Annotated in this window: 23 protein-coding genes and 1 tRNA gene; 7 read left to right on the top strand and 17 right to left on the bottom strand. The window is 62.9% G+C overall.

From position 1 onward, the window contains the following. Positions 1–41: 41 nt before the first annotated feature. The 9 genes from WIT60_RS12020 to ispB form a co-directional block, all read right to left on the bottom strand. A complete protein-coding gene (locus WIT60_RS12020) occupies positions 42–2,804 on the bottom strand; it encodes a DEAD/DEAH box helicase (protein ID WP_339584153.1) in 2,763 nt (920 codons plus the stop codon). Further along, entirely contained in the window at positions 2,801–4,678 is a 1,878-nt protein-coding gene (locus WIT60_RS12015; protein WP_339584152.1) for a site-specific DNA-methyltransferase, read from the bottom strand. The genes WIT60_RS12020 and WIT60_RS12015 overlap by 4 nt, the downstream gene beginning before the upstream one ends. Next, the gene (locus WIT60_RS12010) at positions 4,675–5,790 is read right to left on the bottom strand and encodes a Fic family protein (protein ID WP_339584151.1); all 1,116 of its coding nucleotides are present in this window, start codon (positions 5,788–5,790) and stop codon (positions 4,675–4,677) included. The genes WIT60_RS12015 and WIT60_RS12010 overlap by 4 nt, the downstream gene beginning before the upstream one ends. Positions 5,791–5,899: 109 nt before the next feature. Then, entirely contained in the window at positions 5,900–6,955 is a 1,056-nt protein-coding gene (locus WIT60_RS12005; RefSeq protein ID WP_339584150.1) for a site-specific integrase, read from the bottom strand. Beyond that, positions 6,952–7,851, bottom strand: coding sequence for a replication protein RepA (locus WIT60_RS12000; RefSeq protein ID WP_016445648.1), 900 nt, complete (start codon positions 7,849–7,851; stop codon positions 6,952–6,954). Before WIT60_RS12000 ends, WIT60_RS12005 begins: the two co-directional genes overlap by 4 nt. After that, positions 7,848–8,186, bottom strand: coding sequence for a helix-turn-helix transcriptional regulator (locus WIT60_RS11995; protein WP_074921133.1), 339 nt, complete (start codon positions 8,184–8,186; stop codon positions 7,848–7,850). Before WIT60_RS11995 ends, WIT60_RS12000 begins: the two co-directional genes overlap by 4 nt. 72 nt (positions 8,187–8,258) lie before the next feature. Next, positions 8,259–8,606, bottom strand: a complete 348-nt coding sequence (locus WIT60_RS11990; protein ID WP_034399624.1) for a hypothetical protein — start codon at positions 8,604–8,606, stop codon at positions 8,259–8,261. A 229-nt stretch (positions 8,607–8,835) separates the two neighbouring features. Further along, positions 8,836–8,912, bottom strand: a tRNA-Pro gene (locus tag WIT60_RS11985). A 27-nt stretch (positions 8,913–8,939) separates the two neighbouring features. After that, complete coding sequence (ispB, locus tag WIT60_RS11980; protein WP_339584149.1) at positions 8,940–9,920, bottom strand: octaprenyl diphosphate synthase; 981 nt, start codon at positions 9,918–9,920, stop codon at positions 8,940–8,942. 128 nt (positions 9,921–10,048) lie between these two features. On the opposite strand from ispB, the gene WIT60_RS11975 reads away from it, so the two are divergent. Continuing rightward, the gene (locus tag WIT60_RS11975) at positions 10,049–11,359 is read left to right on the top strand and encodes an FAD-dependent monooxygenase (RefSeq protein ID WP_339584148.1); all 1,311 of its coding nucleotides are present in this window, start codon (positions 10,049–10,051) and stop codon (positions 11,357–11,359) included. 7 nt (positions 11,360–11,366) lie between these two features. Here WIT60_RS11975 and WIT60_RS11970 read toward each other — a convergent pair whose 3' ends face one another. Continuing rightward, positions 11,367–11,810, bottom strand: coding sequence for a hypothetical protein (locus WIT60_RS11970; RefSeq protein WP_339584147.1), 444 nt, complete (start codon positions 11,808–11,810; stop codon positions 11,367–11,369). 9 nt (positions 11,811–11,819) lie between these two features. On the opposite strand from WIT60_RS11970, the gene WIT60_RS11965 reads away from it, so the two are divergent. The 3 genes from WIT60_RS11965 (at position 11,820) to WIT60_RS11955 (ending at position 14,410) form a co-directional block, all read left to right on the top strand. After that, positions 11,820–13,121, top strand: a complete 1,302-nt coding sequence (locus WIT60_RS11965; protein WP_339584146.1) for a glutamate-5-semialdehyde dehydrogenase — start codon at positions 11,820–11,822, stop codon at positions 13,119–13,121. Between the two features lie 71 nt (positions 13,122–13,192). Continuing rightward, entirely contained in the window at positions 13,193–13,972 is a 780-nt protein-coding gene (locus tag WIT60_RS11960; RefSeq protein ID WP_339584145.1) for a sulfite exporter TauE/SafE family protein, read from the top strand. 168 nt (positions 13,973–14,140) lie between these two features. Continuing rightward, entirely contained in the window at positions 14,141–14,410 is a 270-nt protein-coding gene (locus WIT60_RS11955; RefSeq protein ID WP_339584144.1) for a DUF2061 domain-containing protein, read from the top strand. Between the two features lie 73 nt (positions 14,411–14,483). Here the strand turns inward: WIT60_RS11955 and WIT60_RS11950 are convergent, their stop codons facing one another. Continuing rightward, entirely contained in the window at positions 14,484–15,260 is a 777-nt protein-coding gene (locus tag WIT60_RS11950) for a ferredoxin--NADP reductase (protein WP_320365665.1), read from the bottom strand. 137 nt (positions 15,261–15,397) lie between these two features. On the opposite strand from WIT60_RS11950, the gene queC reads away from it, so the two are divergent. Genes queC through WIT60_RS11935 form a run of 3 tightly spaced genes read left to right on the top strand, consistent with a single transcriptional unit; the run spans position 15,398 to position 18,660 of the window. Continuing rightward, complete coding sequence (gene queC / locus WIT60_RS11945; protein WP_339584143.1) at positions 15,398–16,114, top strand: 7-cyano-7-deazaguanine synthase QueC; 717 nt, start codon at positions 15,398–15,400, stop codon at positions 16,112–16,114. After that, on the top strand, positions 16,111–16,704 hold the full coding sequence (locus tag WIT60_RS11940; RefSeq protein ID WP_339584142.1) for a LemA family protein: 594 nt from the start codon (positions 16,111–16,113) through the stop codon (positions 16,702–16,704). The genes queC and WIT60_RS11940 overlap by 4 nt, the downstream gene beginning before the upstream one ends. Positions 16,705–16,716: 12 nt before the next feature. Next, positions 16,717–18,660, top strand: a complete 1,944-nt coding sequence (locus WIT60_RS11935) for a M48 family metalloprotease (RefSeq protein ID WP_339584141.1) — start codon at positions 16,717–16,719, stop codon at positions 18,658–18,660. A gap of 22 nt (positions 18,661–18,682) precedes the next feature. Here WIT60_RS11935 and WIT60_RS11930 read toward each other — a convergent pair whose 3' ends face one another. The 6 genes from WIT60_RS11930 to WIT60_RS11905 all read right to left on the bottom strand — a co-directional run bounded on the left by WIT60_RS11930 (position 18,683) and on the right by WIT60_RS11905 (position 22,481). Continuing rightward, positions 18,683–19,330, bottom strand: a complete 648-nt coding sequence (locus WIT60_RS11930; RefSeq protein WP_339584140.1) for a chalcone isomerase family protein — start codon at positions 19,328–19,330, stop codon at positions 18,683–18,685. Positions 19,331–19,362: 32 nt separating this feature from the next. Next, a complete protein-coding gene (locus WIT60_RS11925; protein ID WP_339584139.1) occupies positions 19,363–20,409 on the bottom strand; it encodes a SphA family protein in 1,047 nt (348 codons plus the stop codon). Between the two features lie 204 nt (positions 20,410–20,613). Next, on the bottom strand, positions 20,614–20,883 hold the full coding sequence (locus tag WIT60_RS11920) for an HPr family phosphocarrier protein (protein WP_339584138.1): 270 nt from the start codon (positions 20,881–20,883) through the stop codon (positions 20,614–20,616). Next, complete coding sequence (locus WIT60_RS11915) at positions 20,852–21,313, bottom strand: PTS sugar transporter subunit IIA (RefSeq protein ID WP_339584137.1); 462 nt, start codon at positions 21,311–21,313, stop codon at positions 20,852–20,854. The genes WIT60_RS11920 and WIT60_RS11915 overlap by 32 nt, the downstream gene beginning before the upstream one ends. An 18-nt stretch (positions 21,314–21,331) precedes the next feature. After that, complete coding sequence (locus WIT60_RS11910) at positions 21,332–21,799, bottom strand: hypothetical protein (RefSeq protein WP_339584136.1); 468 nt, start codon at positions 21,797–21,799, stop codon at positions 21,332–21,334. Positions 21,800–21,983: 184 nt separating this feature from the next. Continuing rightward, the gene (locus WIT60_RS11905) at positions 21,984–22,481 is read right to left on the bottom strand and encodes a TlpA disulfide reductase family protein (RefSeq protein WP_339584135.1); all 498 of its coding nucleotides are present in this window, start codon (positions 22,479–22,481) and stop codon (positions 21,984–21,986) included. Between the last annotated feature and the right edge of the window lie 33 nt (positions 22,482–22,514).

The raw sequence follows: 22,514 nt of genomic DNA, 5'->3' as shown, positions 1-22,514 counted from the left end.
GCAATTAGTGCAATAGACAGTTTTTTGAGAACGCATGAGACTTATCCTTTCGCGTATAGCGCCCGAGACGCCTTCAGCTTTGCCTGAATCGCCTGCGGCTCTGTCAGCTTGACCACCTCACCCAAGCTACCGTCGTCATTCACCCACCGCAGGCGGTTGCCATCCGGTGTGAGGAACAAGACCTTGCCGTAAGCGGCGGGGAAGTGCTGCGATTTGCGCGCAGCGTCCTTGGTGCTTTCCTTGGTCTCCAGCAGGCGCTGCATGGGGGCTTCACCGGCTTCATGCGAAACACAGACCACGAAGTCTGGGTAGAAATAGTGGTCGTGCTCTGCCCGCACGACGCGAACCGAGTACGGTTTTTTGTCAGGATTTCGATGCCACCAGTGTACGAAATCAGCCTCGTCCAGCGCTCTGGCGAATGCCTGCTCCAGGGTATTGAGCTTTACCCAGCCGTCATACCGACCGACGCTGAAGGTGCTGCCGTCATCGAATGCGAACACCTGATCTGTCCACCAGTTCCGCTCGTCCATGAAGAGCACTGTTTCTACGTCCTGCGCATCCTCGGTGGAGGGGGGCAATACGCCATAGATGTTTTTGCTGGAAGCTTCTAGAGCAAGGTCTTCCGGGAAGATCATCACATCGGGCAGGGGCTGGGCATCGACTTGCTTGGCTTGGTCTGCAATGGCTTGGAAGATGGCTTCGCGGAGCTCCTGGGCACAGTCACGGATGACCCAGTGGGCAGCATCCCGCGACAGACGCACGAGGTCTTGCTCTGACAGCGCCACTTGGGAAGGGGCAGCCTCCAGCGCAGCGTCCAAAGTGGGTTTCAAGCGGGCGGAAATGGCCTGCACGATGATGCGGTAGTCCTCCTCCTCCGCGTGTGGAAGCTCCTCCAGGGCAGCCATCGCCTCTCGCGCTAAGGCTGCCCGATCCGTCACAACCTGAATGTCCTCGGCGTAGCTGGTGCCTTCGGTGAGTTCCTTGTGAAGCTCTTTCTGTCGCACTCGGTTGAGCGCCGCATTAACCGCCGTCAGGGCCAGCGTCGAACTGATCTCCAAAGACTGCGCGACTTGCAGCGAGATGGCCGATAGATCAACCAGCGATGGTTTTTCCTCAGACTTGAGCGCGGCAGCCAAACTAGGCAAGTTGCCCTTGCGATGAAACGCCTTCAGGCGGTTTTCAGTCAAAGCCTCCAACACTTCGGAGCGCGTGCGAGGTTTGCCTATGCGTGGTGACCTCTTCTGAGCCGGTTCTGCTGCTTGGGTGTCGAGCGTCCAATGGGGATCGCCGAACAGATCCTGCCCCCAGGGTTGAGGTGTGGCGTCGCTGGCAGGAGGCAGCCATGCAGGTGAAGTGGGCGTAGCCTCTGAGGCTTGCACTTGGGCTGCTGCTTGTGTACCTGGCAGCCCCATGCTGTAGCTCAGGGGTTGATCTGCCGTGGGCCGGTTGGTGTAGACCACGCCCCCCGCAACGGTGTGCCGGGTCATCAGCTTCTCGGTCTGCCCCTCCAATTGGCTCTTCACCGCACTGGTGGCTTGCACGGCCGCTTCAAAGCCCGCCTGCGCCTGGGCATTGCCCAGGTACACATAGGCGGTGTTCAGTTCGGCGGGAATGGGCTGCGGCTTGGGGAAACCTTCGCGAACCTGGCGTGCCACTCGCATGACACGGCCAATGAACTGCATGGCGAAGTCCGCGTCATTGACGGGTTTGGTGCTGGCCAGCACGAAAGCGCGTGGCGCATCGAAGCCCGTGCCCGCAGACTGCTTGAAGATCAGCACCTGTTTGGTGGTGTCGTTGGCAATCGCCGCCATCAACACCGGGTCGGGTTCATCGGCAGAGTGCTTGCCGATGGCTTCGAGCGGCACATTGCATTGCCGCATCAGCTCCTCAGCGGCCTCGTCCACGGTACGTTCGCCATTGGCGACCTGCACCAACAGCAAAGGCGTGCAGGCAATGCCGGCTCGCTGCAGCCGTTGGCCGATCAACACATTGCGTGCCCAGGCTTGGCGCAACACCGTGCGCCGCAAGTCGGTCACCTGCTGCATGGTGGTGCCCAAGCTGTACACCACCGCCTCGATGTACTGCTTGTTCAGCCGGGCCTTGACGACATCATCCCGGCTGACCGAAAAGTGCTCCTGCCCGCTGTAGCCAGCGTGTGCAAGGAAGTCGGTCAGACGTTGGTCCTTGGGCGTGGCGGTCGCCATGAGCATGTAGTCCGCCTGCAGCCAGTGCGCGAACTTGCCGAACTCGGTGCTCTTGTCCAGCCCAATGTGCGCTTCGTCCACCACCAGCCCAATCTGCAGGCCCTTGGCACGAGCGCGGGCCACCAAGGCCGCCAAGGTGCGCACATCGTCGTCGGCATCAGCGTCGTAGCCTTTGGTGCGCCATTGGGCGCGCGCCACGCCTTGTGCCGTGGAAATGAGCACCGTGCCCGCACCCAGGTCCTGATTGCGCCCCTGCGAGAACAGCACGGGCGACAGGCCCGACGCGTGCTGCAACAGCGAATCCAGCGTTTGCCCCACCAGTGTCACGAAAGGAACAAACCAAAACCACAGCACGTTGCGCTGCGCCCCGACGCGTTGCAAGACTTGGCCCATGACAAAGGTCTTGCCCGAGCCCGTGGGTGCACGCAGCAGGCACGGCGGTGATGGCGTGCGCAACAAAGCCTTGGTGATGTTGTTCATCAGTTCCGCCTGGAACTGCTCGGGCTGATGCGTTGAGGCTCGGACTGTCAGGTCCAGCGTGGCTTGGAACTTGGGCTGTGCCGCAGGCATCGTGGTTGTTTGCGTGTCGGGCGTGTTCATTGTGGGCGGCCTCCCTGGCCTTGAATCAGTGCTTGGCGCAGCGCGTGGACTTGTGCCTCGATGCCGCGCTCAGCCAGCAGGGCAGCCAAGGACTTTGGGCGTGGGGCGTACACCACCAAGCGGGCCACATGGTGCCGATCTGGCAAGCCGCACAACTCGTCCAGCACCTGCGCGTTGACGGTGGGGCACAGCGCCATCAGCCAGTCGGCGCCCTTGGCAATGAGGCGTACTGCGCCGCTTTGATGTGTCACAGGCGCAGCCGCCGCGTGGCGCATGGTCAGCAGAGTGCTTGCATGGTCCGCTGTGGCATCCAGTGCTACATCGGCTGCGTCCAGCTTGTCGAGTTGCAGATAGGCAAACTCGCCGCCTTGAGCCACGCTGAGGGCGTCTTTGTCCCCATATCCCTGCATGACCCGGCGCATGCGTTCGGCACACACATCGCGGCACAGGTTCTTGGCGGGCTCTTTGTCATTGGCCTCCGTGCTGCTGCAGAGAATGAACCGACGGCGACCGCTATCCTCCACATTGAGTTCCATGACCACCTGTCCGGTTGTGCCCGAACCGGCGAAGAAGTCCAGCACGATATCGTCTGGGCGAGTAGCCTGCGCCAGCAGGCCTTTGAGCAATGAAGGCGGCTTCGGGTATGGAAACGCCTTGTCCCCCATTACTTCTTTGAGCTCCTTGGATCCCTCTTCAGTGGTTCCGACCACAGGCATGTTGAGCCCTTCCACCACCGTGTCTTGCTCTTGTCGCGGCGTTAGCCAAGATGAGATAGGTTGGTTCTCATTCTTCAATCCCTCTTTGAAGCGCTTGAACGCGGGACGCCCGTAGCCGACACGCCTGCCGACCCAAAAGTCCAAATCTGGCATGCCGTCAAAAAGTAGCGGTGTGCTTCCGCTCATTGGCACGTCCCTCCGCTGAATCGCGTCTTGCAGCTCTTCTAACGTTTCAAAGACTTCAACCCGCTGCTCCGGCGGGAACCAGATCAGTTTCTTGGCAATGAGGGTCTCAATCGTGTCTCCTCGGATCTTTTGGCCATCCTTGACCTTCTTCTCCGAGGCGTAGGCCCATACACGTTGCGGGTTGCACGGGTAGAAGGTGTCAGTCAGTGGGTCGTGGATTGGGTAGTACGTGTTCGGCCGCTCGCGGTAGTCGTGAGCCTTTGTTAGGTCGCTCAGTCGATAGAGGCGGTCACCCTCTTGGTACTTGTACATGGAGTACGACTTCTCATCGCCCGAAAAGCGAAATCCTGGGTTGGCGTAGACCAAGACATGCTCATGGTTGTCGGAGAAGAATGCGCCCTTCGTGTCGTTTCCACCGGTTCGACTGCGCCAGACAAAGCAACCCACGCGGCGGCCAGGGAAGACCTCGTCCATCAGCAACTCCAGCCTAGCGCGATTCTCATCATTGATGCTGACCAGAATGACGCCATCGCTCGTGAGCAGGTCACGTGCAAGCGTCAGCCGCTGATAGAGAAACTCCAGCCATTGGCTATGTCGCCAGCGGTCGTTCTGCCCGACGTAGCTGTCGTTGTAGACCCAGTCCTTGTTGCCCGTGTTGTAGGGCGGGTCGATGTAGATCACCCGTACCTTGCCGGCGTGCGTGGCACGCAGCAAGCGCAGGCTGTCGAAGTTGTCGCCTTCGATGATCAAGTTCCGGTGCTCAGTGCAGCCCTCGGGCGTGTGGCTCCACTCGGGCACAAGGCGTGGCAGCACGACATTGGCATTCAGCGCCTTGTCGTGCTCAATGGCGTCGCGTTCCCAGTACAGGCCGAGCTTCTGGCGGGTCAGGTGTTCAGTCAGCAGCCGACGCAGCTCCGGGGCTGACATCTGCCCCAGGCTGTCCAGCAAGTTTTGCTTTCCAGTGTTTTTCATGTCTTTGCTGAGGGACTCCCAGGCCCGATTCCGTTGCTGGTGTCGTTGGGTTTGGGTGTGCTCTGCAACCCGGTTTGCTTCCATTTCGCTGCGCGGCCCTTGCCCGTAGGGGCAATCACCCCCTCGGCTTTCATGGCGCGCAGGATCACGCGCACCATGTCGCGGCTGATGCCGGGGCAGGCTTCCTCGATCTCCGATATCGAGAAGGGCAGTTGGCGTTTGAGAATCTCAGAGCGAACGCGGTCACCCTTGGCGCCCCGGCCGCGTTCGATGGTGCCCACGCGCTCTTCAAATTCCTTGTAGGCGCGCAGCAGGGCACCCCAGAAGTAGTCGAGCCATGGGGCGATGTTGTGTGCAGCTTCGTGCCAGCCCTGGGAGCTGGCTTCCAGCGTTTCGTAGTAGCTCTCTTTCGACTCTTCGAAGATGCGCTCCAGGCTGATGAAGCGGCCCACCGCATAGTCGAAGTGATAGAGCAGCTGCAGGGTGAGCAGACGTGCCATGCGGCCGTTGCCATCCGGAAAGGGGTGGATGCACAGGAAGTCGAGGATGGCCAGCGGTACCAGCACCAGGGGGTCTGCCAAGTGCTGATCCAAGGCCAAGCGGTAGCGCGCGATCAGGTCCGCCATCGCGATGGGCGTGAGGTGCGCGGCAACCGGACGAAAGCGGATGCGTGAGCTGCCATCGGGGTGGCGCTCGACGATGTCGTTGTTGGTGGCCTTCCAGTGCCCGCCTGGTTGGGGCATGTAGCGGTACAGCATGCCGTGCAGCTGCAAGACCGTGCCTTCGGAAAACGGCATCTGCTCGCCGCTCTCATGGATCAGACCGAGGGCATCGCGATAGCCTGCCACCTCTTGCTCGGAACGACTTTGCGGCGTGGCATTCTTGAGCACCAGTGACTTGAGCCGGTGCGCGGCGACGACCACGCCTTCCAGGCGGTTCGACGACTCGGTGGACTCGACCACCGCCACTTGCCGCAGGTCGCTCAAGACCTCCGGCGACTGCGCCACGAAGAGCTGCTGCTTGCCCCTGAACTCACCCAGGGCGCGCAGGGTCGCCAGCTGCTGCGCGTCGAAACGCAGCTTGGCGAGGTAGTCTGGCGAGAGTGATTGCATGCAACAGCATCCGGACGAGGAAGAATAGGGTAATGCTACTGCAAATTGGGGTATGAACCATGCCAATTACCCCAATAAACCAATGATTACCCCATTCCGTTTTCACCGATCAGCTTGCGGACTCCGGTTCGTCGGGATCGGGCGGAACAACATCTGCGGCCGAGCCCTTGATGGATCGATCCGCCTCAATGGTTGATGGTTTCAAGGCGTGCGGCGGCCTGCCCTGCGATGCTGTGCCGTAAACCCGCTGTGTCTTGGAAGACAGGTGGCCGAGCCCCCGGCTGACTGCCTCTGCATCGCCATTCCGTTTGGCATCCGCAGCCCACTGATGCCTGAAACAGTACGCGGTCACGGTGTGCCGGTGCGAGGGCCACAGACAGGCTGCCAAGCGTTGCACCTCGGCCGAAAAGTTCATGGCGCTCTCGATGTGAATGACAACCGGGGCGTCGGCCTTGTCGGGTAGCAGTTCCTTGAGCATCGACACCAACGGATGCGGATCGTCCATGGCGAAGGTCAGACGGCGGCGGGGCTGCCCTTGCTCGCGGTTGACCTTCGCGCCAGCGATCTCCAGGTAGATGTGCGTCTGCCCGGTTGTTGCGTCCCGCGTCAGCCAGACCTTGATGCCTTTCTCCAGCTCGCTGGGGCGGCACCCGGTCAAAGCCGCGACCAACAGTGCAGCGCGATACCGGCCCGCACGCCCGCGCTTGCAGAGTTGAACGCGCCAGTCAGCGGGAAGTCCACTGAGGGCGCGTCGCTTGCTGTTGCGAAGCGCTCGCGGCCCTCTCACGCCTCTACGCCGAAGCTCGATCAGCGCTTGAACGTGCCCGATTTGTTCTTCGAATGCTGCGATATGCCTTTGCGCCTGCTCATCCGAAACGGGCTCAATGATGCTGCCCAACAGCTCCAACTGCCGTTGTTGGAGTGTGAACCGCAAGGCGGAGATGCGCTTCTGGAACGTGGTGGGGCGCCGGGTGTCTGACACCACACCGACCAGCCCTCCTTGCGCTGCCTTGGCTCTTGTGAGCAGCGATTGCCCAAGTCTGAGGTAATCGTGTTCAGTGTCGGGTGAGCGGCCGGCTCTGCGCGAGCGGTCGGACGCAATCTGCCGCAGAAGCTCGGTGCTTTGAAGCATCTTGGCTTTCAAGTCTTGGATGAGGGCGCTCATGCAGCCCTCCCTTCGCGTCGCGGACAGCGGGGCGCACTCACCTCGAAGCTTCTTGGCGCCACGGGCGGTGGCGAGGCGTGCAGCGCCAATCCGCCCGGATATCGGGTGACCTTCGCTTGTGGGTAGGCCATCAGCACCTTGTGCAGCGCATGCAGGAATCCTTTGCGGAAGGTTTCAGCGGCATGCGCGCCGCGTGGTTCATGGGCAAACTGCCGCATCAGCGCCGCCCACGAGACTTCGACTGGCTGACCTTGAATTTGATGTAGGCGGTAGGCCAACCAGGTGTAGATGTCCAGCGCAAGTGCGGACCCCTTGAGTCTTGCCAACGCCCGGCCATCCAGCGGCACGCTGTGCTCGATGAGATCGTCGTAAAACTCCGCGCTCAAAACGAGCACACCAGGCCATCGAGAGGCGCTGCTAACGCGGCGCGGTTGCCAAGCATCAAACTGGTGAATGGGAAGGCTGTTGACCGTTCGCCCCTGAAAACCAATCTGTAGACGACAAGCCGCCAAGGCATGCATTTGCCGCCGCAGCATCCGATAGCGGTGACCTTGGAGGTCGTAACCCAGCATGGACAAGAAGGTCGCTGCGTAGCGGCCGACATCCACCTCGCGACTTCGATATCGCCGCGCAAGCGTTGTCGTGCAGATGAGCGCCAGTCGGGCAGTGGCGCCGTAAGGCACGGGCTGCGGAACAGGCCCCGCCCCCTCATCCAACAATCCAGCCTGAATGCTCAGCCAAGCTGCGCCGAAACTGTGATGAAACTCGCGCCCCTGGATCTGGGTACGTGGCAGGCCGATCTGACTCATGATCGAGTGGCAGAACATCCGCTCATCGCCCGACGGAGCGTCCATGCTGATGGCGACACTGGCGTTGATCAGCTTTTCGGCGCTCATTGGTCGCCTCCGTTCTCGGACGTGCGAGCTGCGGAGGTTTGAGCCCACCGTTCACGCGCCAGTTGCTCGACCTTGGTTGGGCGTCCGCGAGGGCGTTTACGTGGAGGCGGCTCGGCCGGCCGGGTGGATTCAATCCAACGAAGAACGTCGGCCTCGTGCCAGCAAAGACGCCTGCTGTGCGGAAGCTTAAAGGGTGCGGGAATCAGGTGCTGGTACTTGGCATTGGTCGCGCAAGTGCGAATCGTCGTGACCCGCTTGCCAATCAAGGCCGCCAGCTGTTCAATGAAAATGATTCGAGGAGTGCCGCTGTCCTGCGCGGCAAATGGTTTGGGCATGTCGTTCACCATCACTGTGGCGTTAAGCGACCAAGTCGCTACAGCGGCACGAACACGTGCCGCGACGCAAATTCAGCGATGGCGATGCCGGGGAGGCGGAGACGAACGGCCTTGAGGCGCAGAGATGAACGCCTCGGCGTAACCTGAGCACTTCAAGCGCCGCCCCCGCGTCACGCGAAGAGAGGCCAGTATCTGGTCGTGGACGGGCATCCAAACCAGAAACATCACCCCAATGGTTGTGGTGACGGCCAGCAGGCTTGTCCAAGCCAAAACGGTGGAGAACTGGTGCAGCCAGTCTGCCGCCTCGAACTGCATACCGATCAGTTCAGCAACGCACGCCAGAAACCCCACGCCACAGGCGAACACCGCAACGCACAGGGCGATGTGACGTACTCGCTTGAGGTCCTGAATGGTGATCACGACTGCTGACTTGAATCGTTGTTCATGAGTGCATTGACACCATAGAGCCAAAGGCGTGGCGTGTCAAAGCGCTAAGCCTGGCAACACGCACGCCTGCATTCATGCCCATTCAAGTCTTGGGACAAATTTGGGACACTGAGCCCGGAAATTTGCTTTGAAACGACATTCATGACGATTCAAAGCAAAAAGCCCAAGTGCTTGATTCACTTGGGCTTTTGGCTGAATGTGGTGGTCGGGGTGAGAGGATTCGAACCTCCGGCCTCTACGTCCCGAACGTAGCGCTCTACCAGGCTAAGCTACACCCCGATGTCATTGATTTCGACTGCGAACCGATCAAGAAGAGCGGTGAATCGAATCAAACGATAATTGTAGCAGAGCTTCGCGCCACTCCGAAGCCGGCAAGGCCTCCAGACACTTTTTCGCCACTTCAGCCTGGGCTTGCGCGGCCTCTCGCGTGACATCCAGCGCGCCAGTGGCCTTCACCACGGCCACGATCTCGGGCATGCGCTCCACCTCGCCGTTGAGGATGGCGTTGCGGATCATCTCGCGCTGCTCGGGCGTGCCGCGCTGCATCGCTGCCAGCAGCGGCAAGGTCGGCTTGCCTTCACGCAGGTCGTCGCCAATGTTCTTGCCCAGCTCGGCGGCGGTGCCTTCGTAGTCCAGCAGGTCGTCGATCAGCTGGAAGGCCGTGCCCAGGGCGCGGCCGTAGGCGGCGCAGGCCTCCTCGACCTCGGGAGAAGCGTCGCTGATCAGGGCTCCCAGGCGGGTACTGGCCTCGAACAGTTTGGCCGTCTTGTATTCGATCACGCGCAGGTAGTCGTCCACCGAGATGTCGGGGTCGTGCATGTTGACCAGCTGCAGCACCTCGCCTTCGGCGATCACGTTGGTGGCTTCGGCCAGCACTTCCATGACGCGCATGCGGCCGGTCGAGACCATCATCTGGAACGAGCGCGAGTACAGAAAGTCGCCCACCAGCACGCTGGCCGCGTTGCCGAACATGGCATTGGCCGTCTGGCGGCCGCGGCGCAGGTCAGACTCGTCCACCACATCGTCGTGCAGCAGGGTCGAGGTGTGGATGAACTCCACCACCGCCGCCAACTCGTGCATCTGCGAGCTCTTGCATCCCAGGGCGCGCGCCACCAGCAGCAGCACCATCGGACGCACCCGCTTGCCGCCCGCGTTGACAATGTAGTGCGATATCTGGTTGACCAGCGCCACCTGCGAGGACAGACGACGATGGATGACCTGATCGACCTCGGCCATGTCGGGCGCGGCGAGGGTACGGTAGCTGGCGGGGGGGGTAGTGGTGCTCACGCGGAGTTGCAGACGAAACGCCCGGTCACGGGCAGACCCGAGATTATAGGAAGGGCGACACCGGCTCCCGCACCGATTTTCCACAGGACAATACAAGGGCATCCGGCTTTTTCTATTCAGGTCTGCCCATGTCTGCTCCCCACGCTTCCGACACCTCCGCGCCCCTGTCCTCGGTCGAGCTGCGCCTGGCCATCATCGGGGCCGGCCCGGCGGGTCTGAGCCTGGCGCTGCAAGCCGCGCGCGCCCTGCCCGCTGCGCGCATCACCGTGTTCGACGCCCGCCCGGCCGACAAGGACGTGCGGGCCGATGCGCGCACCCTGGCCCTGTCCCAAGGCACCGTGCAGGAGTTGCACCGCATGGGCATCTGGGAGGCCATCGAAGCCAGCGGCCACAGCGCACCAATCAAGGCCGTGCACGTGTCGCAGCAACAGCCCACGGTGCTGTGGCCCGGGTCGCAGCAGCCCGCTGTGCGCATCAGCGCGCAAGAGCAAGGCGTGCCGCAGTTGGGTGCGGTGGTGAGCTACGGCACCCTGGTCGCCCCTCTGCAAGAAGCCTGGTTGAAGGCCGTCGGCAGCGACGAACATCGCCTGGCCATGCGCTTCGGCACCCCGGTGCGCGGTTTCAAATCCCTGCCGCAAGGCGTGGAGATCGACGCTGACATTGCCGAGACCTTTGACCTGGCCGTGGTGGCCGAAGGTGGCGTATTTGCCGACCAGCCCAAGCTGCAATGGCCTGAAGGCGTGAGCCGAGACTACGAACAAACCGCCTGGGTGGGACAGGTGCTGCTGGACGACAGCAGTGCGCCCGGCGTGGCCTACGAGCGCTTCACCCCCTCCGGCCCGGCCGCCTTGTTGCCGCTGCCGCCCGGGCAGGTCCAGGTGGGCGGCCCCATCGGTCGGCGCGCCGCGCTGGTGTGGTGCGTGCAGCAGGCCGACGACCCCGTGCGCGATCTGAACGACGACCAGCGCCTCACCTTGCTCAATACCCTCTTCCACGAAGAGGTGGGCGCGATCCGTCAGATGTCAGCGCTCAAGGCCTTCCCGCTGGGCCTCAATGCCCACCGGCATCTGGTCAGTGACGGGCAGGTGGTGCGCATCGGCAATGCCGCGCAAACCTTGCACCCCGTGGCGGGCCAGGGCTTCAACCTGGGCATGCGCGATGTGCACGAACTGCTGGCTGCCCTGAAAGACCAGACCTGGACCACGGTGGACGACGATGCCGCGCGCCAGATGAAGGTGCAACGCGCGCTGCGCCGTTTCGAGCGCCGCCGCCAACCCGACCGCCTGGCCCTGGTCGCCTCCACCGACTTCCTGGCGCGCAGCTTCACCTGGCCTGCCCCCATCCTCGCCACCGTGCGGGGCCTGGGCCTGGGCGCGGTGCAGACGCTGGGTCCGGTCAAGCGCCTGCTGGCGCGTACGATGATGTTTGGCGTGCGCTGAGGAGGCCTCAACCCTGGTCTTCGCGCGGCGCGTCGGGCAACCGGACCTGCGTTCGCTCCCCGAAGCCATCGCCTGCCGACGGATCAGCGCCCACCTCCAGGCTGGCATCACAACCGCTGCCTGCCGAAATCAGGCGGCGCACCCAGCGTAGCGCCAAGGCACGCACCGGCCTGGGCCAGCGCTGCAAAGCCCGCGCCGCTACCGGCCCCGCCTCCACCGTCTCGCTCCCTGCGGCCAGCATCAGCCCGCAGTGATAGCGCCCTGCAGCCTCGGACCACACCAGCACCGCGCAGGCACCGTGGCGCTTGAGACTCACCACCATCCCCACGGGACAAGGCTCGGCCAGACAGCACACGCCGCAGCCATTGCACGGCGCGCCCTCAGGCGGTTTGACTGGGGCGTCAGGGTGAATGTGGATGACCTGGTGCATGGCGAGCAGAGTTTGCGACAATCTTGCCTTATGAACACCGCGATCACCCCTTCCGCCGACCTGCCCGTGGATCAGTACATGACCGCCGTGGGTCAAGCCGCCCGCGTCGCGGCCACCACGATGGCCGCCGCCAGCACCGCCGCCAAGAACAACGCCTTGCTGGCCCTGGCTGCGCAGATTCGCGCCCATGCGGGCGAGCTGAAGGCGCGCAACGAGGCCGATGTGATGGCCGCCGAGCGCCACGGCCTGGCTGCTCCCATGGTCGATCGCCTGCGCCTGACCGACAAGGTCATCGAGACCATGGCCGAGAGCTGCGAACAGGTCGCCGCCCTGCCCGACCCGACCGGTGAGATCACCAACGTGCGCCGCCGCCCCACCGGCATCAGCGTAGGCCAGATGCGCGTGCCCATCGGCGTGTTCGGCATGATTTACGAGAGCCGCCCCAACGTCACCATTGAAGCCGCGTCGCTGGCCATCAAGAGCGGCAACGCCTGCGTGCTGCGCGGCGGCTCCGAGGCTATCCACTCCAATCTGGCGCTGTGGAAACTGGTGCAAGCCGCCCTCACCCAGGCCGGCCTGCCCGCCAACGCCGTGCAATTGGTGCAGACCACCGACCGCGTGGCCGTGGGCCAACTGATCACCATGCCGCAATACGTGGACGTGATCATCCCGCGCGGCGGCAAGGGCCTGATCGAGCGCATCAGCGCCGAAGCCCGCGTGCCCGTCATCAAGCACCTGGATGGCAACTGCCACACCTATGTGGACAGCGAGGTGGACCTGGACCTGGCCGTGAAGGTGACCGACAACGCCAAGACCCAGAAGTACAGCCCCTGCAACGCCACCGAGTCGCTGCTGGTGCATGTGAAGCAGGCCGAGTCCTTCCTGCCCAAGATCGGCGCCGTATTCGCCACCAAGGGGGTGGAAATGCGCTGCGACCTGCGCGCCAAGTCCGTGCTGGGCAAGGTGGACGGCGCCAAGGTGGTCGATGCCACCGAGCAGGACTGGTACGAGGAATACCTTGCACCGGTGATCGCCGTGAAGGTGGTGGACTCGCTGGACGAAGCCATCGCCCACATCAACCAGTATGGCTCGCACCACACCGACGCCATCCTGACGACCAATCACCCGAACGCCATGCGCTTCCTGCGCGAGGTGGACTCGTCGAGCGTGATGATCAACGCCTCGACGCGCTTTGCCGACGGCTTCGAGTACGGTCTGGGCGCCGAGATCGGCATCAGCACCGACAAGTTCCACGCGCGTGGCCCGGTCGGTCTGGAAGGACTGACCTCGCTGAAGTACGTGGTGCTGGGCCAGGGCGAAGTGCGCAGCTGATCTGCCCCTCACCCTGAGCTGAAGCGAGCCCGGCGCCCTGCCGGGCTCTTTGTTTTGAAGACACCGCTGCCATGCTCGACCTCACCCTCAGCAACGTGAGCCTGATGCTGCTGGCCTCGGCCGGCGCCGGGCTGGTGGACGCCATCGTGGGCGGCGGCGGGCTCATCATCGTGCCCGCGCTGTTTGGCCTGTTCCCGCAGGCCGTGCCGGCCACGCTGCTGGGCACCAACAAGGCGGCGTCCATCTGGGGCACGGGTTGGGCGGCGCTGCAGTACGCCCGGCGTGTGAAACTGCCCTCGGCCCGCTTAATGGGGGCCATCGTGGCCGCCATGCTGGGCGGCTTGCTCGGCGCCTGGCTGGCCACCTTGATCCCGGCCACGCGCTTTCGGGTGGCGCTGCCGTTTGTGCTGGCCGCCGTGTGGGTCTACACCCTGTGGCGCAAGGACCTGGGCCATCACCACGCGCCCCACTGGTCGGCGCGCGGCGAGGTGCTGATCGCCACTGGCATCGGTGGGCTCATCGGCTTTTACGATGGCGTGTTCGGCCCGGGCACCGGCAGCTTCTTTGTGTTCGCACTGGTGCGCCTGCTGGGCTGGGACTTCCTGCATGCCAGCGCCGCCGCCAAGCGCCTGAACTTCGCCACCAATGTGGCCGCCCTGGCCTGGTTCATTCCGCACGGGCACGTGGTGTGGGCGCTGGCCCTGCCAATGGCGGTGGCCAATGTGGCTGGCAGTGCCGTGGGCACCCACCTGGCGCTCAAGCACGGGGCCGGCTTTGTCCGCGTGGCCTTTCTCTTGGTGGTCGGCGCCCTCATCCTGAAGACCGGGCTGAATGCGTGGCAGATGCTGTGACGCCGCGGGGCGAGGTGGCCGCCGCCGCATCGTCCGTTTCAACGGGCATCCTCAGTATTTAACAAACGCTATCGACACCATCGAATCAGTTGACTGGACCCATGACCTATCGTTGGCAACAATGAGAACCATTCTCAAACAAGAACCCGTCTGACAAAGGAGTCCACCATGGCCAAAACCGCAACCTTCGGCGTGATGCACGTGATCACCGCCTTCAGCGTGACCTACGCCATGACGGGCAGCATCACCATCGCTGGCGTTGTCACCTTCGTCGAGCCCGTGGTGAACACGGTGATGCACTACTTCTTCGACAAGTACTGGGATCACCCGCGTGCCCAGGCCGCTCGCCAGGCCATCGCCCGCGTGATGCAGCAGATCACCCCACACCGAACGCGCCAACAAAAAGACCCCGAAGCGGGGCGCGCTGTCGGGGCCTGAGACGGCGGGTTCACGCCCACCAGACGGCAGACACGCCCGGGCACATGCCTGGGCGATGTCTGATGCGTGAGATTTACTTTTCCACGAACGCGCGTTCGATCACATAGTCGCCCGCCACGCCTTGCGAGGGCGAGATCTGGAAACCACGGGCATCCAGGATCTTGCACAGGTCGGCCAGCATCGAGGGGCTGCCACACATCATGGCGCGATCGGTGGCCGGGTTCAGCGGCTGCAGGCCCAGGTCGGCAGCCATCTTGCCGTTTTCGATCAGGTCGGTCAGGCGGCCCTGGTTGCGGAAAGGCTCACGGGTCACCAGCGGGTAATAGATCAGCTTGTCGCGGATCAGCTCGCCCAGCAGTTCGTGGTCGGGCAAATCGTGGGTGATGTAGTCGTGGTACGCCAGCTCGGACACCGTGCGCACGCCGTGCACCAGGATCACCTTCTCGAACTTTTCGTAGGTGTAGGGGTCCTGGATGATGCTCATGAACGGGGCCAGGCCGGTGCCGGTGCCGAACAGGTACAGGTTCATCGCGGGCTTGAGGTCGTCCACGACCAGGGTGCCCACGGCCTTGCGGCTAACCAGCAGTTTGTCGCCCACCTTCAGGTGTTGCAGGCGCGAGGTCAAGGGGCCGTCCTGCACCTTGATCGACAGGAACTCCAGATGCTCTTCGTAGTTGGCGCTGGCAATGGAGTAGGCGCGCATCAGGGGCTTGCCGTCCACTTCCAGGCCGATCATCACGAAGTGGCCGCTGGCAAAACGCAGCGCCGGGTCGCGGGTGGTCTTGAAGCTGAACAGCGTGTCGTTCCAGTGGTGAACGTAGGTGACGGTCTCTTGATTGAACGCGGCCATGTTGGTTGATCCTGACGAAAACCCTGAATTGTCCCTCAGATCGTCACGCGAACGTCATCTGACCCCGTGCTTTTGGGGCCTTTGAGCTGGCATAAGCTATGCTCAAAAAGTCATAAAAAACATCGTCTTGCACCGTCATGTCACAGGTTCCCCGCACCGCACTGGTCGTTTTCTCGGGAGGCCAGGACTCCACCGCCTGCCTGGCCTGGGCTTTGGCACGCTACAGCCACGTCGAAACCATCGGCTTTGACTACGGCCAGCGCCACAAGGTCGAGCTCGACTGCCGCGGCCGCATCCGCACCGAACTGGCGCAAGCCTTTCCGGAGTGGGCGCCACGTCTGGGCGAAGATCATCTGCTCGATTTGGGTCTGCTGGGCCAGATCTCCGACACTGCGCTGACCGAATCGCGCGCCATCGAGATGCAGGCCAACGGCTTGCCCAACACCTTTGTGCCGGGGCGCAACCTGCTGTTCCTGAACTTTGCAGCCGCACTGGCCTATCGCCGCGGCGCCTCGGTGCTGGTGGGGGGCATGTGCGAAACCGACTACTCCGGCTACCCGGACTGCCGTGACAACACGCTCAAGGCCTTGCAGGTGGCGATCAGCCTGGGGCTGGACAGCCCCATGACGATCGAAACCCCACTGATGTGGTTGACCAAGGCGCAAACCTGGGCACTCAGTGAGACACTGGGCGGACAGGCCCTCAACGACCTGATCATTGAGCACACCCATACCTGCTACCTGGGCGACCGCAGTCAACGGCACGCCTGGGGGTATGGCTGTGGGCATTGCCCTGCTTGTGAACTGCGTCGTGAGGGCTACGCACAATACCAACACGACAAAGGGAATGCATGAGCACCACACAGATCATCTTGCTGGCCTTGGGCGCGGTCCTGCTGTTCTGGGTCGTCGGGGCCTACAACCGCATGGTGCGCATGCGCAACGAGATCGGCAACGCCTTTGCGCAGATCGATGTGCAACTCAAACGCCGGCATGACCTGATCCCCAATCTGGTCGAGGTCGCACGCAAGTACCTGGAACACGAGCGCGAGACGCTGGAACGTGTGACCGCCGCGCGTGCACAAGTCATGGCAGCCACCGACATGGTCAAGTCCCACCCGAACCAGAGCGGCCCGATCAAAAGCCTGAGTCTGGCCGAAGGCGTTCTGGGCAGTGCCTTGGGTCGCTTCCAGGCGGTGGTGGAGTCCTACCCGGAGCTCAAGGCCGACCAGCAGATGGCCGATCTGCGCGAGGAGCTGATCCACACCGAAAACAAGGTGGCGTTTTCGCGCCAGCTGTTCAACGACGTCACGCTGGACTACAACAACGCGATCCACCAGTTCCCGACCAATCTGCTCGCCGGCCTGTTCAGCTTCCAGACGGCAGAGATGCTGCGCTCGACCTCCTCCGAGGCCGAGCGCGCTCCGGTGAAAGTCAGTTTCTGACCGCAGGGGGCCATGCGTTTTCGTCAGCACCAAGGCGCCGCCCAGACACGCACCCTCCAGCTCATGCTGTGGTTTGGCGTGCTGGTGGTGGCGCTCACCCTTGCCATCAACCTGCTGCTGGCCTTGCTCTACAAGGCCCTGGTGCCTGTCAGCATCGGCTTCCCCAACCTCTTCTTCGAGACCAACACGGCGGTGGTGCTGCTGTTTGTGGTGGGCGGCGCCATCGTGGAGACCCAGCGCCTGCGTGCGGGAGGAGGTGAGCGGGTGGCGCATTGGCTGGGTGCCGTCGAAGTCACCGACCCCGATGACGCCCTGGAGCGGCGCCTGCTGAACGTGGTCGACGAAATGGCGATCGCCAGCGCTCAACCGGTGCCACGTGTGTTCGTGATGCGCCGAGAAGATGCCATCAATGCCTTCGTGGCGGGATGGGGTGCCGATGACATCGCCCTCACCGTGACACGGGGTGCGCTGGAGCGCCTCAATCGCGCCGAGTTGCAAGGTCTGGTGGCCCATGAGTTTGGCCACATCAAGGAAGACGACCTGCCCCTGAGCATGCGCATGCTGGCCCTGGTGTGGGGCTTGTCGCTCATCCACGGTTACGGCCAGAGTCTGATGCGCCCCAACCATGAAGGCCAAGTCAACCCGCTGACATGGTTGGTCGGGTTGGTGTTGACCGCTGCGGGATGGATGGGCTGGCTGGCTGGCCGTATCCTGCAGGCGGCCATCTCACGCCAGCGCGAGTTCCTCGCCGATGCCAGCGCCATCCAGTTCACCCGCACGCGCGATGGCTTGGGCAATGTGTTGCGCAAAATCTGGCACGACCAGAAGCTGCTGGCGGGACGCATGCAGCATCCCGCGGCTGAAATGGTTGCAGCCATGCTCATGCACGAGCCTGGACAAACCCATTTGCTCGCCTGTCATCCGCGCCTGAGTGAACGCATCCGGCGCGTCTGCGGGACGGTTTTGCCCCCGCTGCCCGCACGCCTGTTGCGCGAAGACGTGTCCGAGCCCCGGCGTCCTCGCCTGGCCTCTTTGCCCGAGGGCGCTCTGGCTGCCGATGCCGCAGTGGCCTGGGGTGGCTCGGTCTCACCCGGGCCCTCGGGAGGCGCCCAGCATGATCTGATTCAGGCCCACAGCGAGGGTTGGCAAGCCCGCGCACATGCTGACCGTGAGAGCCTTGCCCGACTTCAACGCCTGCAAGGACCGACCGAGCAACGCCTGCTGCTTCTGGCCTTGATGATGGACGCGGGCAACGCCTCGGAGCGCCGCTGGTGGGAGGTGCGCTGCCAGGCCTTGACGCACGGTGCCCGGATTTTGGAAGACGTGCAATCGCTGCTCCCCCAGCACCGCATGCCCGAATTCGAGCGCGTGACGGCCCAGTTGGCATCGGCACCGATTGAAGCCCGACGCCAGGTGGTGCAGGACGCCCGTGAACTGCTGCGCGCCGACGGCCGCATCAGTCCTCGCGACCGACTGTGGTGGCTGACCCTGCGACATCGCCTCAACGGACAACCGGGCGGCGCGCCCCTGATTTTGCCAGTCACCCACCATCATGCCGACATCGCGACACTGCCGGACGCCGATCGCAGCCACGTCTCCGCCCTGAGCTCCTATCTGGCGCGCTTCATTCCGATGCCGGAGCGCGCAGATGGCGTACACCCCGCTTCGCAGGTCTGGTACGACCAGGTGATGCAACGCTGCGGCGAAGACACCGCGGCGAGCTTGATGCCCACGCCCCCTGATGCGGATGGCCTGGTACATGCCTTGTCGGCGGTACAGGAATTGAGTTGGGTGTTGCGCGCGATTTTGGTGAAAGCCTGGGTGGAAGAAGCTTTCAACCACAGCCCTCAGGGCTTGCTCAGCGACGACAGCGCCGATGCCTTGCGCATGTGTGCATGCCTGCTCGACACGCCCTTGCCCCCTATGTTGGAGGCACACTACCGCGCCACTCGCTGAGCAGCGCGGCAGTCAAGTCCGATCAGCCCTTGGTCAGCCCAAGCAGACCATTGCGGAGATCGGCCGGTGCGCCTTGACCAATGTACATGCGCATGTAGATCTGGTAGGCCAGTTCGTCCTTGATGACCAGCGGCTTGCCATCCACTTCGTTGAGCGATTTCCCATTGTGAGTGGCCAACCAGCCACGGCCGGGCACCCAATCCAGGTTCACCACATCGCCCTTGACGACTTCCTTGACGTTGGCGTACGCGGCGCCGATCTGCCCGATCGGGCCAATCAGACGCTTGAATTCTTCCTCGGTGGCAGCCTCCTTGAAGTCGGCCAGGAAGATGCGCGTGATCGTGGACGATGTGAACCGACGCAAGATGTTGAGCTGGATGCGACGCACGCCATCGAGCTTGTAGATGGCATCGGGCGAGGACATCTTCTCGGGCAGATACAAGGCCGTGACGTCGGCCTTGAAGTAGCCGCGCTTGCGCACGGCAGAGCCATTGAGCACCAGCTTTTGGCCGTAGGCGGTCACGGTCGGGGCCAGATCGACCCCCTCCAAGGACGCTTGCTGAGCCATGGCCGGTGCGGCCCAAGGCAGGAGCGTCGAAACCGCTGCACCCATGGTCAACTGGCGACGCAGGGTGTTGATGGCTTCCGGCTTTTGACGTTCATCGTGCATGGGTCATACCTCCAGACAGAAAGGGGGCAAGATCACAGGGGCTTGGAAATGGTCAGCCAGAAGGCCTGACCTTCGGTGCGGTTCTTGGCACCGAATTCCTTGATGAACTTGCCTTCGATCAGCATTTCACCGCCGTTCATCAACCAGGCGACGGCAGGGCCGATGGCGTTGACGCTGGCCTTGTTGCCCTGCTGGTCCGCCAGCATTTTCTGCGTCATCGCATTGGCCAGGGTCGGCGCCGGAGTCAGGGTGTCCGCTTGAAGCTGTCGCACGAAGTAACCCTGCACGCCAACGCGAATGTCCTCCGACACGAAGGCCATCGCCTGCCAGTCAAAGTTGAAGATCTTGCCGCTGTAATAGCCCGTGTCCTTGTTGCGGGTGTTGAACGACATCACGGCACGGCCGCCCAGGTCCCAGCCATCGCCGATGAAAGCGTATTGCACGGACGGACGGAAGGTGTAGTAGTCGCCGAAGCCCGTGTTCACGCGCTGAGTGGCCTTGAAGTCGCCCAGGGGCATCACGACGGTCGGTGCAAAGGTGACCGACTGGTGATCCCCGATTTCCCAGTGCATGACCGGCGAAATCTCCAGGTCAGCAATGCCAGTTTCGGAGCCGCTCATTCCTGCGGCCACCGAAGACAGGCCCGCCAGCCCGTCCACAGTGGCGTTACCAGTCGTCAGGCCGAAAGTCGCCTTACGCTTTACGATAGGCAGCATGGCGGTCACGCCCACGTTGGCACCCAAAAAATGATGGCTGCTGATGTAGGTCAAGCGAGGCAAAACGGCATAGGTGTCGGCGTCAATAGACACCTTGGCACGGTAAGCCGGGTTCACATAATTGGTCAGTTGCTTACCATCGTTGCCTTTGATCTTGTCAGCGTGGTACTTCACCATCGGTGCCTGGAAGTACAAACCTGGCACCACGGGCGTGGTCATGTCGCTGCCACCGATACCGGCGGAGTAACGTTGGTTACCGTTTTCAGCGGCCATGGCGCTGGTGGCAGCGGCCAGGGCCAGCACCAGGGCAGACGCCTTCAGCGGGGCGCGGTAGAACGACGAGGCAGAAGAGGAACGGGGCATTGTGACTCCTTGGTACACGGGATCAAGTCTGTGAGTCGCAAATGGGGACGGATGTCTGATCACCCCCCTTTGCGGGATGAGCCAACTTTGCCTTGAGAACTTACGTCTGGGCACAAAGCCTGCTGTATGGGCGCAACAAAAAATCACGGTTTTGCGCGAACTTGTGACAATTTCGCAGCAGATCCAGGGTAAACCCTCGTCGGGTTATTCGCCCTCGCCAAACTTGTCGTTGATCAGCGCCAGCAAGGCCTTCATGGCCTCCTCTTCTTTCGGGCCGTCGCACTCGATTTCCACGGTGCTGCCGAGGCCGGCAGCCAGCATCATCACGCCCATGATGCTTTTGGCATTGACGCGGCGGTCGTTGCGGCTCATGAACACTTCACAGGGAAAGCTGCTGGCCAGCTTGGTGAGTTTGGCCGAGGCACGGGCGTGCAGGCCCAGCTTATTGCTGATGTTGGCGGTGGTCTTGATCATGGCTGGTAGGTTGGCTGGCCTGGTTTTGCGGCCGACTGGAGGCAATCTGCATGACACCCTGGGTGCCGCCAGCCAGGGCGCGCGTGACCAGCGTGTCAAGGGGTTCGCTGGCGTAGTTGAGGGCGCGCCACAGCATGGGCACATTGACCCCGGTGATCACTTTCACCTGCTGTCCGTCTGCCAGGCGTTGAACGGTGTTGCAGGGGGTAGCACCGAACACATCGGTGAGGATCAAGACTTCACCACGGGCGTCGGAGCTCTGCGCCATCCCCAGCAGGACACGCGCCTGTGCCTCCAACTCCTCGCATGGCAGGTTGGGCGGCACATCCAGCGCTTGCAAGTGCTGCGCCATTTCAGGAAAACAGTGTCCGGCGGCCAGCTTCAGGGCTGAGGCCAGGGGGGCGTGCGCGATGATGAACAGGCCGGGCATGAGACAGACGGTGAGAGATCAACCAGGGAACTGAAAACCGTCCCGAAAGGACGACTCCGCATCTTGCGCCGTGCCATGTGGTTCTGTCCCGCCTGAACCGACCGGACGCGACACCGACGCCTGAAAAATCTGCAGGCCGTGGGCAAAATGCCACGCGGTGACGCGCATGTCCAGGGGCCTGCCCCAGCCATCGACACGTCGCGCCTGGAAGCGCCACCCTTTCGCTTGTGGCTGCGGCGTCATGCCCAGCACCTGCACAGCCCCCAGTGGGGTCACGCTCACCGGGGTTGTGCCACCCGCCATCTGGCTGGCAGCCTGCAAGTTGTCTTGCATGACACGCGCCAGGGCGGCCAAGGTCGGCCCCACGTCGGTCACTTCCTTGACCTGCACACGGCTGAGGGCCCAAGTCGTCTCGCCCGTCTGGCAGGACCACATCTGCATGGGCAAGGGCTGCGCCATGCCGGGCAGGGAAACGGTGCGTGTCACGAGGTCAGGCTGACAAGGGAACATCGCCCGCAGACCGTGCGCTTCTGCTGGACGCAGCTCACGCCAGTCGAGCGCGGGGGAGCAGGCACTCAGCGCCAAGAGTCCCAAAAGCCAGCCCAAGTGACGGCCGCGTGGGGATGCCTTGCGGGCCCCATGTACTGCGCTGCGCATGCCTCCGCCCCCGTCAGCTGGCGGACTGGCTCAACAACTGCCCCAGCAGCTTGTGCATGGCATCGAAATCAGGTTCGCCCACGTAGCGCTTGACCACCTTGCCCTCGCGGTTGATCACCAAGGTGGTGGGGGTGAGTTGCACATCCCCGAAAGCCTTGGCAAGACTGCCATCGTGGTCAATGGCCACACGAAACGGAAGCTGACGCGTTTGCGCGAATTGCATGACGTAAGCGGGCGGATCGTAGGACATGGCGACAGCCAGCGTCTCCAACCCCTGCGACTGAAAGCGCTGGTGGGTGGCCACGATCTGCGGCATTTCCTTGACACATGTGGTGCAACTGGTGGCCCAGAAGTTGAGCACGGTCACTTTGCCTTTGAACACGCTTGTGCGATGCTGGCTGCCATCCAGCTGGGTGAAGGGCAAATCCGGCAAATCGGAGCGGGTGCCTGAGAAGCAGGCACTCAACAGCACAGGCAGGCCCAGGATCAACAGACGGCGGCTCATCGGCATGGGTGTCACCACAGCAAGCAGAAAGGAAACATC

Source organism: Aquabacterium sp. G14 (assembly GCF_037482285.1).
GTDB lineage: Bacteria > Pseudomonadota > Gammaproteobacteria > Burkholderiales > Burkholderiaceae_C > Aquabacterium.
The sequence above is the reverse complement of the archived record's forward strand: the minus strand, read 5'-3'. Positions and strand labels throughout refer to the sequence as shown.